Source organism: Pseudomonas sp. PDM02 (assembly GCF_014852285.1).
Lineage (GTDB): Bacteria > Pseudomonadota > Gammaproteobacteria > Pseudomonadales > Pseudomonadaceae > Aquipseudomonas > Aquipseudomonas migulae.
On sequence record NZ_JACVBL010000013.1, the window covers coordinates 179,780 to 192,373 of the forward strand.

Annotated in this window: 15 protein-coding genes; 9 read left to right on the forward strand and 6 right to left on the reverse strand. The window is 58.9% G+C overall.

Annotated features, from left to right (window positions below; genetic code table 11):
- Window positions 1–2 precede the first annotated feature (2 nt).
- On the forward strand, window positions 3–545 hold the full coding sequence (locus IB245_RS22710) for a DUF2937 family protein (protein ID WP_008035055.1): 543 nt from the start codon (window positions 3–5) through the stop codon (window positions 543–545).
- A 4-nt stretch (window positions 546–549) separates the two neighbouring features.
- Here the strand turns inward: IB245_RS22710 and IB245_RS22715 are convergent, their stop codons facing one another.
- The gene (locus IB245_RS22715) at window positions 550–1,464 is read right to left on the reverse strand and encodes a LysR family transcriptional regulator (protein WP_008035056.1); all 915 of its coding nucleotides are present in this window, start codon (window positions 1,462–1,464) and stop codon (window positions 550–552) included.
- A gap of 158 nt (window positions 1,465–1,622) precedes the next feature.
- Here IB245_RS22715 and IB245_RS22720 point away from each other — a divergent pair, with 158 nt between their 5' ends.
- The 4 genes from IB245_RS22720 to IB245_RS22735 are packed head-to-tail and all read left to right on the forward strand — an operon-like array spanning window position 1,623 to window position 5,330.
- The gene (locus IB245_RS22720) at window positions 1,623–2,909 is read left to right on the forward strand and encodes an MFS transporter (RefSeq protein WP_008035057.1); all 1,287 of its coding nucleotides are present in this window, start codon (window positions 1,623–1,625) and stop codon (window positions 2,907–2,909) included.
- Window positions 2,910–2,953: 44 nt separating this feature from the next.
- Complete coding sequence (locus IB245_RS22725; RefSeq protein ID WP_192228711.1) at window positions 2,954–3,706, forward strand: 5-oxoprolinase subunit PxpA; 753 nt, start codon at window positions 2,954–2,956, stop codon at window positions 3,704–3,706.
- Window positions 3,703–4,407, forward strand: a complete 705-nt coding sequence (locus IB245_RS22730; protein ID WP_192228712.1) for a 5-oxoprolinase subunit B family protein — start codon at window positions 3,703–3,705, stop codon at window positions 4,405–4,407. The genes IB245_RS22725 and IB245_RS22730 overlap by 4 nt, the downstream gene beginning before the upstream one ends.
- Window positions 4,404–5,330, forward strand: a complete 927-nt coding sequence (locus IB245_RS22735; protein ID WP_192228713.1) for a biotin-dependent carboxyltransferase family protein — start codon at window positions 4,404–4,406, stop codon at window positions 5,328–5,330. The genes IB245_RS22730 and IB245_RS22735 overlap by 4 nt, the downstream gene beginning before the upstream one ends.
- 99 nt (window positions 5,331–5,429) lie before the next feature.
- Here IB245_RS22735 and IB245_RS22740 read toward each other — a convergent pair whose 3' ends face one another.
- Together IB245_RS22740 and IB245_RS22745 are read right to left on the reverse strand one after the other, a co-directional pair.
- On the reverse strand, window positions 5,430–6,608 hold the full coding sequence (locus IB245_RS22740; RefSeq protein WP_008035063.1) for a vWA domain-containing protein: 1,179 nt from the start codon (window positions 6,606–6,608) through the stop codon (window positions 5,430–5,432).
- Between the two features lie 26 nt (window positions 6,609–6,634).
- The gene (locus IB245_RS22745) at window positions 6,635–7,480 is read right to left on the reverse strand and encodes an AAA family ATPase (protein ID WP_008035065.1); all 846 of its coding nucleotides are present in this window, start codon (window positions 7,478–7,480) and stop codon (window positions 6,635–6,637) included.
- Window positions 7,481–7,681: 201 nt separating this feature from the next.
- Here IB245_RS22745 and IB245_RS22750 point away from each other — a divergent pair, with 201 nt between their 5' ends.
- Together IB245_RS22750 and IB245_RS22755 are read left to right on the forward strand one after the other, a co-directional pair.
- Window positions 7,682–7,912 carry a DUF4160 domain-containing protein gene (locus IB245_RS22750; protein WP_032829218.1) on the forward strand — a complete coding sequence of 77 codons (231 nt, stop codon included), beginning with the start codon at window positions 7,682–7,684 and terminating at the stop codon, window positions 7,910–7,912.
- The gene (locus IB245_RS22755; protein ID WP_008035069.1) at window positions 7,900–8,400 is read left to right on the forward strand and encodes a DUF2442 domain-containing protein; all 501 of its coding nucleotides are present in this window, start codon (window positions 7,900–7,902) and stop codon (window positions 8,398–8,400) included. The genes IB245_RS22750 and IB245_RS22755 overlap by 13 nt, the downstream gene beginning before the upstream one ends.
- Here the strand turns inward: IB245_RS22755 and IB245_RS22760 are convergent.
- Complete coding sequence (locus IB245_RS22760) at window positions 8,397–9,473, reverse strand: DUF748 domain-containing protein (RefSeq protein WP_008044884.1); 1,077 nt, start codon at window positions 9,471–9,473, stop codon at window positions 8,397–8,399. The two genes, IB245_RS22755 and IB245_RS22760, sit on opposite strands and share 4 nt — an antisense overlap.
- Window positions 9,474–9,599: 126 nt before the next feature.
- Here IB245_RS22760 and cysK point away from each other — a divergent pair, with 126 nt between their 5' ends.
- Both cysK and IB245_RS22770 read left to right on the forward strand, forming a co-directional pair.
- Window positions 9,600–10,574: a cysteine synthase A gene (cysK, locus tag IB245_RS22765; protein ID WP_008044885.1), complete on the forward strand. Its 975-nt coding sequence runs from the start codon at window positions 9,600–9,602 to the stop codon at window positions 10,572–10,574.
- 230 nt (window positions 10,575–10,804) lie between these two features.
- Window positions 10,805–11,743 carry an aspartyl/asparaginyl beta-hydroxylase domain-containing protein gene (locus IB245_RS22770; RefSeq protein ID WP_192228714.1) on the forward strand — a complete coding sequence of 313 codons (939 nt, stop codon included), beginning with the start codon at window positions 10,805–10,807 and terminating at the stop codon, window positions 11,741–11,743.
- A 52-nt stretch (window positions 11,744–11,795) separates the two neighbouring features.
- Here IB245_RS22770 and IB245_RS22775 read toward each other — a convergent pair whose 3' ends face one another.
- On the reverse strand, window positions 11,796–11,957 hold the full coding sequence (locus tag IB245_RS22775) for a hypothetical protein (RefSeq protein WP_192228715.1): 162 nt from the start codon (window positions 11,955–11,957) through the stop codon (window positions 11,796–11,798).
- Between the two features lie 37 nt (window positions 11,958–11,994).
- The gene (locus IB245_RS22780; RefSeq protein ID WP_318652982.1) at window positions 11,995–12,495 is read right to left on the reverse strand and encodes a hypothetical protein; all 501 of its coding nucleotides are present in this window, start codon (window positions 12,493–12,495) and stop codon (window positions 11,995–11,997) included.
- Window positions 12,496–12,594 lie beyond the last annotated feature (99 nt).

Genomic DNA, 12,594 nt, shown 5'->3' on the forward strand with positions numbered 1-12,594 from the left:
CCATGTTGCTCAGTTATCTACGGCTGGTGTTGTTCGCGGCGGGCCTGTTGATCGGCGTCCAGGTGCCGGGGTTCATCAACGACTACGCCAAGCGGGTCGAAGCGCACCTGATTGAGGCGCAGACCGGCTTGAGCGGTTTTCAGGGCACCGCCATTCAATTTTTCAAGGGTGACATGCAGGCCCTGGTCGCCCACTACCGCGCCAGCGAAGACCCGGTTTTCCGCAGCGATGCCGACAGCCTGAGCAACCTGCTGACCCGTCAACTGGCCCTCGATAAACAATTCCAGGCCATGCAAGGCCCGTGGTACATCCGCTTCCTGCAGGTTGTACTGGCCGCCGACCCGGATATCCGCAAGGAAACCTGGAACGGCTACAGCTACCAGATCCTGCTGACGCCGGAAGCGATGATCTGGGGCATGAGCGGCGCGTTGCTGCTGTCGTTCGGGATTGAATGCCTGTTCCGGCTGATCGACTGGGTGGTGCTGGGCGGCAAGCGCCTGCGCCAGAGCCGGCCGATTGAAGAGCGGGATTTACGCGGGTTGTAAGTGATCAGCGCGCAAGGACGATGTAGTTTTCGCCGACCTTGCGCGCATACCCCGCCAGCACCTGCTGACACAACGCGACAATCTCCTCGACCCATTCCGCCCCGGTCCGCCAGGACACCACCACTTGTAAATCCGGTGGCCGTTGATCGATGGCCAGCAAGGTCAATTCGCCGCGCGCCAGCTCCTCGGCCACCAGCACCGGTGGCAACGCGCCAATGCCGAAACCGTCCCGCAGCAGCCGGGTAATCGCCGACACCGAATTCACGCAGTTCAGCCGTGGCGTCATGACGCCATTGGCCTGCATCAACGCGAGCACCTCTTGATGCGGGTGTGAGTTTTTCGAGTAGGTAATGATCCGCTCCCGCGCCAGATCGGCCACGCTGGAATACTCGCGGTTGTAGATGGAGTTGCTGGCAGCGATCCAGCCCATCGGGTGACTGGCCAGCTCCAGGCTGCGCACGCTTTCCTGACGCAGCAGATCGGTTTGCAGGATCAAGTCGAGGAAGCCTTTTTGCAGCTGATCGCAGAGGTTGAGCGAGGTATCGGCCACCAGCTCGATTTCCACCAGCGGATAGTGATCCGTCATCTGTGCCACCAACGGGCTCAGCCAGGTATGAATCACCGTGTCCATCACGCCGATGCGCACCCGTCCGACCTTGCTGGAGCGGGTCTCGATCGACTGCTTGAGCGCTTGCATGGTGTCCATCATCTGCTCGGCATGTTCGAGCACTTTCAAGCCTTCGGGCGTCAGGCTCACGCCGCGTGAATCGCGCAGGAACAGCTTCACCCCGAGTTCGCCTTCGAGCACGGCGATGCGGCTGGAAATCGACGCCTGGGTGGTGAAGAGCTTGTCGGCGGTCAGGCGAAAACTTTTGAGTCGGGCGACCCAGACGAAGGTCTCGAGAAACTTCAGGTTCATGGGGTCAGCTCGTGGATAAAGTTTTCTTATGTCTAAGGCGGGTTTTTATTAGTTGGACGCAACAGGGCCCAGCGCCCAAAAATCAGGCCATCCGGTTCCCACGATAGGCGTCGTCGGGGCTCAGAACAATACCAATAAAATTTGCACGGAGAGTTGCCATGAGTGCGCCCGACACCACCGTCATCCCGAAAGCCACGGCTCGCCCGGGACCTTTCGACTGGTACCGCAACATCAATCAGCAAGAACGCCGCACATTCTGGAGCTGCAAGATCGGCTACGGCCTGGACGGCATGGACACCCAGATGCTCAGCTTCGTGGTGCCGACCCTCATCGCGATGTGGGGCATCACCACCGGCGAGGCCGGGCTGATTCACACCAGTACGCTGATTGCCTCGGCCATCGGCGGCTGGGTGGCGGGGATTCTCTCCGACCGCATCGGCCGCGTGCGCACCTTGCAACTGACGGTGCTGTGGTTCGCCTTCTTCACCTTCCTCTGCGGCTTCGCGCAAAACTACGAACAACTGCTGATCAGCCGCACCTTGATGGGCTTCGGTTTTGGCGGCGAGTGGACCGCCGGCGCGGTGCTGATGGGTGAAGTGATTCGCGCCAAGGACCGTGGCAAAGCGGTGGGCATGGTGCAATCGGGCTGGGCGCTGGGTTGGGGGCTGACGGCGATCCTGTATGCGCTGCTGTTCTCGGTGTTGCCACCGGAAGACGCGTGGCGCGCACTGTTTATCCTCGGCATCGTCCCGGCGGTTTTCGTGATCTTCGTCCGCCGCCTGGTCAAGGACCCGGAAATCTACCGCGAAGCCAAGGCCAAACAGGAACCGAGCAACCCGGCGAAGTTCTACGAGATTTTCGCCCCCGGCATCCTCTTCACCACGCTTCGCGCTTCGATACTGACCACCGGCGCACTGGGCGGTTACTACGCAATCACTTCCTGGCTGCCGACGTTCCTGAAGAACGAACGTGGTTTGAGCGTACTCGGCACGGGCGGTTATCTGGCGATGGTGATCGTCGGTTCCTACGTCGGTTACGTCATCAGCGCGTATTTGACTGACATCCTTGGCCGTAAGAAAAACTTCATTCTGTTCGCGGTGGGCTCGTTCACCATCGTGTTGCTTTACACCCAATTGCCGGTCAGTAACGGCGTGATGCTGTGGCTGGGCTTTCCGTTGGGCTTCTTTGCCTCCGGGATTTTCAGCGGCATGGGTGCCTTCCTGACCGAGTTGTTTCCGACGCGGATTCGCGGTTCGGGCCAGGGCTTTTGCTACAACATAGGCCGGGCGCTGGCGGCGTTGTTTCCGCTGTTGATCGGTCTGCTCAGCCAGAAGGTGCCATTGAGCGTAGGCATCGGGGCGTTCGCGGCGGTTTCCTACGGGGTGGTGATCCTTGCGGCGTTGAGCCTGCCGGAAACCCGTGGCAAACAACTGGATGCGCAGTAATCTGCCCACATCTGAAAAGAACAAAACCTACAGGAGTGTTCACCGTGAGCCGCCTGCTATTGAACTGCGACATCGGCGAGAGCTTCGGCAACTGGACCATGGGTCTGGACGCCGAGGTCATGCCCTTCATTGATTGCGCCAACATCGCCTGCGGTTTCCATGCCGGCGACCCGAGCATCATGCGCAAGACGGTCAGCCTGGCCCTGAGCAACGGCGTGCAGATCGGCGCCCATCCGGCCTATCAGGATCTGGTCGGGTTCGGCCGTCGCTCCATGGCGTATACCGCCCTGGAACTTCAGGACATTCTGCACTACCAGATCGGCGCCCTCGACGGCCTCTGCCGGGCACAGGGCGGGCGCGTCAGCTACGTCAAACCCCACGGCGCGATGTACAACGACATGATGGCCAACCCGGCGCAATTGCGCGCCGTGCTGCAGGCCGTGGCGTCTTATGACAAGACGTTGCCGCTGATGCTGATGGCCACCCGCGACAACAGCGCCGCACAGCGATTGGGTGATGAGTATGGCGTGACGCTGTGGTTCGAAGCGTTCGCCGATCGTGCCTATGACAGCGCCGGCATGCTGGTTTCGCGGCAACTGCCGGGTGCAGTGCATCACGATCCGGAAAAAATCATCGACCAGGCACTGACCATCGCCCGTGGCGACAACCTGACCGCCAGCGACGGCAGCGCCTTGCATTTGCAGGCCAACACTCTGTGCGTACACGGTGACAACGCCAGTTCCGTGGCGGCCGTGCGGCGCATTCGCGAAGCCCTCGATCAGCAGAGTGCGCCATGAAACTTCGGGTGGAAGTGGTGGCGCTGGATTGCCTGATGGTGCGGCTGTTCGATGAGATCGCCGAAGCCAACATGCCGTGGATGCTCGCTGCCAGCGAAAACCTGCGTGGGGCGTTTGGTGCGCATCTGATCGATCTGGTGCCGTCGTATACGACGTTGATGGTGCATTACGATCTGACCGAATTGAGTCCGGCGCAGGCGCGGGAATTGATCGCCGAAGCACTGATCGATTTGTCGCCCAACACCCGCACCGGGGGCAAATGTCATGTGCTGCCGGTCTGGTATGACGTGAGCGTCGGTCCGGAATTGCGCCTGTTGTCTCAGCGCAGCGGGCTGGCCGTGGAGGAGGTGATCCGCCGCCACAGTGACCGTGAGTACCAGGTGTTCGCCTTGGGCTTCGCTCCGGGTTTTGCCTTTATGGGGTTGGTGGAAGAGGTCCTCGCCGCACCGCGCCTGAATACGCCGCGCAAAAAAGTCGCGGCCGGCAGTGTCGGGATCGCCGAACGGCAAACCGCTGCCTACCCGGTGGTGTCCCCCGGCGGCTGGAACCTGATCGGCCGTACCCCGGCCAAACTGTTCGACCGCGAACGCGATGGCTACAGCCTGATGCAACCGGGCGACACCGTGCGTTTTCAAGCGGTCAGCCACGCCGAGTTCATCAACCTGGGCGGTGACGACACGCCACTGGAGGCGCAGGCATGAGCCGGCTATCGATTGAAGCGAGCACACCGTTGTGCCTGTTGCAGGACGCCGGCCGTTTTGGCGTGCGGCATCTGGGCGTGACCCAGGGCGGCGGGCTGGATTGGCGCTCGATGTCCTGGGCCAACTGGCTGCTGGGCAATGCGCTGGACGCACCGGTGATCGAAATCACACTCGGCGGATTTACCGTGGTGGCCGAGGACGATTGCTTGCTCGCGTTGGCCGGGGCAGACCTTGGCGCGCAACTGGACGGTCAGGTGCTGGCGCCGTGGCGCAGTTTCAAGCTGCGCAAAGGTCAGCGTTTGCAGTTCACTCAGCCATTCCTGGGGGCGCGGGCTTATCTCGCGGCGCCGGGTGGTTTTGATGCGCCGAAGGTGTTGGGCAGCAGCGCGACGGTGGTGCGTGAGGAGCTGGGTGGGCTGGACGGCATGGGGCGGGCGTTGGCCAAAGGTGCGTCGCTGAGCTATTCGGCTGAAGCGCCATTGCTGATGCGCGAGTTGCCTCGCGAACAAGTACCGGACTTCAAATCCGATTTGCCACTGGACGTGGTACTCGGCGCGCAGATCGGCGAGTTCAGCGGCCAGAGCTTGTTCGATGCGTTCAACAGCACCTGGACCCTCGACAGTCGTGCCGACCGCATGGGTATTCGCTTGCTGGGAACAGCGTTGCAGTACCAGGGCAAACCGATGATCTCCGAAGGTATTCCGCTCGGCGCGGTACAGGTGCCGCCGGACGGGCAGCCGATTGTGCTGCTCAATGATCGGCAGACCATTGGTGGTTATCCGCGACTGGGGGCGTTGACGCCGTTGGCCCTGGCGCGGCTGGCGCAGTGTCTGCCGGGGGCGACGGTACGGTTGCGGCCGGTGGTGCAGGATGTCGCGCATCGGGAGCAGGTTGAGTATTTGCGGCGGTTTTTGAACAGCTAAAAGCTTCGCGGGCAAGCCTCGCTCCTACAGGTTTCGGCATGCACCAATCCTGTAGGAGCGAGGCTTGCCCGCGAAGAGGCCCTTACAAGCGATGAATTTCTACTTGGAAAGAAACCGCATCCCTTCCTCAAGCCCCCGCAACGTCAGCGGGTACATCTGATCATCAATCAAATCCCGAACGATATTGGTCGACGACGTATAGCCCCACGTATCTTTCGGATACGGGTTGATCCAGATGAGCTTCTTGTACTTCTCCTTGAACCGCTGCATCCACACGTAACCGGCTTCTTCGTTCCAGTGCTCGACGCTGCCGCCGGCCTGGGTGATCTCATAAGGCGCCATCGCCGCGTCACCGATGAAGATCACTTTGTAGTCGGCGCCGTACTTGTGCAGCAGGTCCTGGGTCGACGTGCGCTCGGAGGTACGGCGCATGTTGTTCTTCCACACCGATTCATAAATGAAGTTGTGGAAGTAGAAGTACTCCAGGTGTTTGAACTCGGTCTTGCAGGCCGAGAACAACTCCTCGCAGATCTTCACGTGCGCATCCATCGAACCGCCGATGTCGAACAGCAGCAACAGCTTGACGGTGTTACGCCGCTCAGGCCGCATCTGGATACTCAACAGCCCGGCATCTTTGGCGGTGTGATCGATGGTGCCATCGATGTCCAGCTCTTCGGCCGCACCCTGACGGGCGAACTTGCGCAGCCGGCGCAGGGCGACCTTGATGTTGCGCGTGCCCAGTTCCACCGAATCGTCGAGGTTCTTGTACTCGCGCTGATCCCAGACCTTGACCGCCTTGCCCTGGCGCTTGCCGGCATCGCCGACCCGAATGCCTTCCGGGTTGAAGCCGCCGGAACCGAACGGGCTGGTGCCACCGGTGCCGATCCACTTGTTGCCACCGGCGTGGCGTTCTTTCTGTTCTTCCAGGCGTTTCTTGAATTCTTCGATCAGCTTGTCCAGCCCGCCAAGGGACTGGATCGCCGCCCGCTCTTCGTCGGTCAGCGAACGCTCGAATTCCTTGCGCAACCAGTCTTCAGGAATCAGGGCCTGAAGGTGATCGTCGAGTTTTTCCAGGCCATTGAAGTAAGCACCGAACGCTCGGTCGAACTTGTCGAAATGCTTTTCGTCCTTCACCAGAATCGCCCGGGACAAGTAGTAGAACTCGTCCATGTCGGCGAAGGTCACGCGCTGTTTCAGCGCGTTGATCAGGTCCAGCAGCTCGCGCACCGAGACGGGCACCTTGGCTGCGCGCATTTCATTGAACAGGTTGAGCAGCATGGCGTTAGCCCCTACTTAATCAGAGCTTAGCGAGTACCGCGACGACTCATGAACGCCAGGCGCTCAAGCAATTGCACGTCCTGTTCGTTCTTCACCAAGGCACCGGCCAGCGGCGGAATGGCCTTGGTCGGATCGCGTTCGCGCAGCACCGCTTCGCCGATGTTGTCGGCCATCAGCAGCTTCAGCCAGTCCACCAGTTCGGAGGTCGATGGCTTCTTCTTCAGGCCCGGCACCTTGCGCACGTCGAAGAACACGTCCAGCGCTTCGCTGACCAGATCCTTCTTGATGTCCGGGTAGTGCACGTCGACGATTTTCTGCAGCGTGACGCGATCCGGGAACGCGATGTAGTGGAAGAAGCAGCGGCGCAGGAACGCGTCCGGCAGCTCTTTCTCGTTGTTGGAGGTAATGATGATGATCGGGCGCTTCTTGGCCTTGATGGTCTCGTCGATCTCGTAAACGTAGAACTCCATCTTGTCGAGTTCTTGCAGCAGGTCGTTCGGGAACTCGATGTCGGCCTTGTCGATTTCGTCGATCAGCAGAATCACCCGCTCTTCGGACTCGAAAGCCTCCCAGAGCTTGCCCTTTTTCAGGTAGTTGCGAACGTCGTGGACCTTTTCCGTGCCCAGCTGCGAATCACGCAGGCGGCTGACCGCGTCGTACTCGTACAGGCCCTGATGCGCCTTGGTCGTGGATTTGATGTGCCAAGTGATCAGCTTGGCGCCGAAAGACTCGGCCAGTTGCTCGGCCAGCATGGTCTTGCCGGTGCCCGGCTCGCCCTTGACCAGCAGCGGACGCTCCAGGGTGATGGCGGCGTTGACCGCCAGCTTCAAGTCATCGGTGGCGACGTAGGCCTGGGTGCCTTCGAACTTCATCTGCTAATCCTCGAACGGTAACGCTGACCTGACAGGGCAGGGCGGGGCGCAATAATTGTAGTACCCGACTATAACGCGCTGCCCGGTCGACTGTGAACGCAGACGGCTTATTCAGTCTCTGAATGGGGCGTCACATCTTGACTCAGTCTCGGCGGCTGGCCAGTATTGAGCTATCGCCATTTTGGCGATAGCTTGCGAAGCATGTCTACTAAATATCGATTTCGCGATACGTACCGCATTCAGTTGCGAGAGAAGGACCATCCGCCGCCCCATGTCCACCTGACCGGTGGCGGGCTGGATGTGATGCTCAGCCTGGAAACGGTTGAAGTGATGGTCGGCAAGGCGCCGCCGTTGATTATCAAGGAAGCTCTGGAATGGGTCAGGACCCATCAGGTGCAGTTACTGGAGGACTGGAAACGATGTTACCCATGAAACGACCACGGTTGTCTGCTGTGCAGGCGTTGCCGGATTACCGTTTGGCGCTGACATTTATCGATGGTCAGCAATTGACGCTCGATTTGAGCCGTGACCTGCGTACCTATCCTGGATTGCAGCCGTTGCTGGAGGCGGGAGCTTTCGCCAGTGCAACCCTGGGCGATGATGGCTGGTGCGTCGAATGGCCTGAGCAGGATATCCAGATCGGCGCAGACACTGTTTATCTGGATGCACTCGCGCAAAACGCAGCGGATGAAAACACCCGGATCTTCATCGACTGGCGTGCGCGTACCGGGTTGCCGCTCAATCAGGCCGCCGAGGCTTTGGGGGTGAGTGCCCGCAGCATCACGCGCTACAGCAGTGGCCGTGAAGCCGTGCCCCGGTCATTGGCGCTGGCCTGTCTGGGGTGGGATTTTCTGCAGCTGCGAGATCCGGCGCGGGCGGCTGAAGAAACCGGCCGTTACACCGTTACACGCAAACCCTAACCGGCCTCCGGCTTCGGCCGTTCATACTGGGCATTGAAGGCCTGGACAAAACCGTTACGTAAAATCTGCAAAAACGCGTGGAACGCGCTGATATCTTGCCGGTGAACGCTGCCACTCAATTCAACGCGCGTTGCAAACTGGTTCTTGCCCTGATTTTTCAGCACGGTTTCGGAGCCACCGACAATGGCCTCCCAAATGGAGCGGAACAGCCCTTTGTCCTTGTTCTCGACGTCCTGTTGCCAGTTGAACACATCGACGTCTTTGAGCAGTGGCTTGATGTAGCCAGTCAATTGGGCTTTTTTCGCTTGCGCTTCAATCACTACATCACCATGCCCGGCATTGAAATCAAACTTGCCGTAGGCCGAGGCGAAGTCGTTCATGCGTTTGAGTTCGATGCCCGTGGCGCGTAGTCGGAACTGGAAATCCTCGAAGTCGCTCAGCGGATCGAAGGTTGCGCTGGTTTCCAGTGGCGCGTGCCCCAGCAGCAGCGCTTTGCCATCGAACCGTGCGTCGCGCTTGCCTTCCTTGTCGACGACGTTGGTCAGGTTGTAAATGCTGGCGTTGACCTGGGTGGCGTTCATGTTCACGGGGGGCTTGGAATTGAAGTTCCGGAAGCTGATCTTGCCGTCGCTGATTCGCACTTCGTTCAGGGTGATCGGCAGCAATTTCTCCAATTGTGCCCGCCAATCGGTGCCTTCACCGGTCTGGGAGTTTTTCTTGTTGGCGCCGCCGTCGACGAAGTTCACTTCGGGTTTGACGAACTGCGCCTTGGCCACGACCGCGTGGTCGTACCAGAGCGAGTGCCAACTGACGGAAAGATCGATCAGCGGCGCATTGACGAAAGGCACCGGGACCTTGCCTTCGATCTTGACGACTTTCAGCCCGTTGATTTTGTAGGCGCCGCGCCACAGGGCCAGGTCCACGTCGGTGATCTGCCCGCGATAGTCACCCATATTCGCCAATCGTTCGTTCAGGTAGTCACGCACCAGATAGGGCAGGGCGATGTGCAGGGCAAACAGCAACATGAGGAGGCCGGCGAGGGTCCACAGAGGCCAACTGTATCGACGCTTCATGGCGGCAAATCTCTGGCGGTGTAATGCGATTGACTGCTGTGCGGGCCGGACGTTCGACTGACTGGACGACCACGGGCAACAGGCATACCGTGGAGGGCTAATTCAACGCTGCATAAGGACCCAGCCATGAGCCGTATCTTTGCTGACAACGCCCATTCCATCGGCAATACGCCGCTGGTGCAGATCAACCGCATTGCGCCGCGTGGCGTGACCATCCTGGCCAAGATCGAGGGGCGCAACCCTGGTTACTCGGTGAAGTGCCGGATTGGCGCGAACATGATCTGGGACGCCGAAAGCACCGGCAAACTAAAGCCTGGCATGACCATCGTCGAACCGACCTCCGGCAACACCGGCATTGGCCTGGCGTTTGTCGCCGCCGCACGGGGCTACAAGTTGGTGCTGACCATGCCGGCGTCCATGAGCATCGAGCGGCGCAAAGTGCTCAAGGCGTTGGGCGCCGAACTGGTGCTGACCGAGCCGGCCAAAGGCATGAAAGGTGCGATCGAAAAGGCCACTGAAATGGTTGCCAGCGACCCGTCCCTCTACTTCATGCCGGCGCAATTCGAAAACCCGGCCAACCCGGCCATTCACGAGAAAACCACTGGTCCGGAAATCTGGAACGACACCGACGGTGCCGTCGATGTGCTGGTGGCCGGCGTCGGAACAGGCGGAACCATTACGGGGGTTTCGCGGTATATCAAGAATACCCAGGGCAAACCGATTCTCTCGGTGGCGGTGGAGCCCGTGGTGTCTCCGGTGATCACGCAAGCGCTGGCCGGTGAAGAGATCAAGCCTAGCCCTCACAAGATCCAGGGCATCGGTGCCGGCTTTGTGCCGAAGAACCTCGATCTGTCGATGGTGGACCGGGTCGAGTTGGTCACCGATGACGAATCCAAGGCAATGGCTTTGCGCTTGATGCAGGAGGAAGGGATTTTGTGCGGCATCTCTTGCGGTGCGGCCATGGCTGTGGCCGTGCGCCTGGCTGAAACGCCGGAAATGCAGGGCAAGACCATCGTGGTGATTCTGCCGGACTCCGGTGAGCGTTACCTGTCGAGCATGCTGTTCAGCGATCTGTTTACCGAGCAGGAGAATCAGCAGTAATCGTGAACAAATCAAAGCAGTGATGTTTCGATTTTGATCCCGACAAGTGGGCTGATCCAGGTCAGCCCCCGTTCAGGAGACATATGTTAAGAAGTGCGTTGTTGCACAATCTTTAACAGTGAATGTTGAGGAAAGCGGGTTTTTCCCGAGGCCGGTAGTGTTTATCATGGCCGACTGCCACGTCGGGTAAATGGCGTAGTGCAGAGTTGCTAATTCTCAAGGAGTTGTAGATGACCTTTACCATTGCCGCGAAGGCATCGCTGTTGCTGCTGTTCCTCGGCAGCACCCTCTATGTGCACTTGCGCGGCAAGGCGCGATTGCCGGTCTTGCGTCAGTTCGTCAACCACTCCGCTTTGTTCGCACCTTACAACGCCTTGATGTACCTGTTCTCCAGCGTGCCATCCAAACCCTATCTGGATCGCAGCAAGTTCCCGGAACTTGATGTGCTCAAGGACAATTGGGAAGTGATCCGCGACGAAGCCATGCACCTGTTCGATGAGGGTTACATTCGCGCCGCCGAGAAAAACAACGACGCCGGTTTTGGCTCGTTCTTCAAGAAAGGCTGGAAGCGTTTCTACCTCAAGTGGTACGACAAACCCCTGCCATCGGCCGAAACACTGTGCCCGAAAACAGTGGCCCTGGTCAGCAGCATTCCCAACGTCAAAGGCGCCATGTTCGCGTTGCTGCCGGGTGGCAGCCATCTCAACCCGCACCGCGATCCGTTTGCCGGTTCCCTGCGTTATCACCTGGGGTTGTCGACGCCGAATTCCGATGATTGCCGCATCTTCGTCGACGGTCAGGTTTACGCCTGGCGTGATGGCGAAGACGTGATGTTCGACGAAACCTATGTGCACTGGGTCAAGAACGAAACCGAGAAGACCCGGGTCATTCTGTTCTGCGACATCGAACGTCCGTTGAGCAACCGTATCATGACCCGCATCAACCGCTCGATCAGCAGCCTGCTCGGTCGTGCCACTGCGCCGCAGAACCTCGATGACGAGCGTGTCGGCGGGATTAACCGGGCCTACGCCTGGAGCAAGAACTCCAGCGACAAAGTCAGCGGAGTGGTCAAGCAGTGGAAGCGGCGCAATCCTAAAGCCTACCGTGTGCTGCGACCGGTGCTCGCGGTGGTGGTGTTGACGTTGTTGGGGTATTGGTTGTTTGGTTGATGTCGATTACAGAAAGACCGCTCGCTTAGAGCGGTTTTTTTTGCCCAGGATTTCATCGGCGCCCGGCGAGCACGTCAGGTTCTTCGCCTTCGATGCCTGTCGCAAGTATTTCCAGAAGGCGTCGCTGACTATCCGTGAGCACTAGAGCAATCTTTTTCCTTTCCAGTGCGGGTAAGCGATTTTTTGTAGGGGATTTCTTACTGGATTTACCCATTTTGTCCTCCACTATTGATCATTTATTAAGCAGTTTTTTACGATACTTGGCTTTCCACCGCTTTGACAAGCCGCCGTTCAGTATCGAAATAGAAGCCATGTTGTTGATAAATAGGAATCGCCCCTTTCATGGGCTCCTGAACTTCGATGAACCTGCTTCCTATAATTGTGGCGTAGTGCTGAATGACCATTATGGACAATGTAGCAATGCGTTTTTTAAGGGGATGAGCCTCTCTTGGCCGTCCCTCCAGTCGGACGATGCGAATTCGTTGCCGACTTTTGTTTGGATTTGCGAAGCAGAGCCCACACAGTTGTTTATCGAACCAGATGGATAAATCCAGCGCCAAAGGCTCCTTCGCTTTCCATCCAACAACGTCATGCCATGAAAAATGAAAATCATCCCAGCGCTCCCAGGCACTCAACGCTTGTGCGTCGATCGGTTCAAATCGCACCTTCGATAAATCAAGAACGGTAGGGCCAGACCGTTCCTTTTTCTCTTGCAGCTCGGCGGTGTGTAGTGGTCTAATGAAACCGGACACCCATTTAGGCGAGAATGCTCGCCAGATCGAGGTGTCAGATGACCAAACAACGCCGCTCCTTTACTCCTGAATTCAAGCGCGAGGCTGCCGACCTTGTGC

What these genes read in the sequence shown, in the direction of transcription:
- IB245_RS22710 (WP_008035055.1), top strand. Translation starts at nt 3, where the DNA reads ATGTTGCTCAGTTATCTACGGCTGGTGTTGTTCGCGGCGGGCCTGTTG.
- IB245_RS22715 (WP_008035056.1), bottom strand. Translation starts at nt 1,464, where the DNA reads ATGAACCTGAAGTTTCTCGAGACCTTCGTCTGGGTCGCCCGACTCAAA.
- IB245_RS22720 (WP_008035057.1), top strand. Translation starts at nt 1,623, where the DNA reads ATGAGTGCGCCCGACACCACCGTCATCCCGAAAGCCACGGCTCGCCCG.
- IB245_RS22730 (WP_192228712.1), top strand. Translation starts at nt 3,703, where the DNA reads ATGAAACTTCGGGTGGAAGTGGTGGCGCTGGATTGCCTGATGGTGCGG.
- IB245_RS22735 (WP_192228713.1), top strand. Translation starts at nt 4,404, where the DNA reads ATGAGCCGGCTATCGATTGAAGCGAGCACACCGTTGTGCCTGTTGCAG.
- IB245_RS22740 (WP_008035063.1), bottom strand. Translation starts at nt 6,608, where the DNA reads ATGCTGCTCAACCTGTTCAATGAAATGCGCGCAGCCAAGGTGCCCGTC.
- IB245_RS22745 (WP_008035065.1), bottom strand. Translation starts at nt 7,480, where the DNA reads ATGAAGTTCGAAGGCACCCAGGCCTACGTCGCCACCGATGACTTGAAG.
- IB245_RS22750 (WP_032829218.1), top strand. Translation starts at nt 7,682, where the DNA reads ATGTCTACTAAATATCGATTTCGCGATACGTACCGCATTCAGTTGCGA.
- IB245_RS22755 (WP_008035069.1), top strand. Translation starts at nt 7,900, where the DNA reads ATGTTACCCATGAAACGACCACGGTTGTCTGCTGTGCAGGCGTTGCCG.
- IB245_RS22760 (WP_008044884.1), bottom strand. Translation starts at nt 9,473, where the DNA reads ATGAAGCGTCGATACAGTTGGCCTCTGTGGACCCTCGCCGGCCTCCTC.
- cysK (WP_008044885.1), top strand. Translation starts at nt 9,600, where the DNA reads ATGAGCCGTATCTTTGCTGACAACGCCCATTCCATCGGCAATACGCCG.
- IB245_RS22770 (WP_192228714.1), top strand. Translation starts at nt 10,805, where the DNA reads ATGACCTTTACCATTGCCGCGAAGGCATCGCTGTTGCTGCTGTTCCTC.
- IB245_RS22775 (WP_192228715.1), bottom strand. Translation starts at nt 11,957, where the DNA reads ATGGGTAAATCCAGTAAGAAATCCCCTACAAAAAATCGCTTACCCGCA.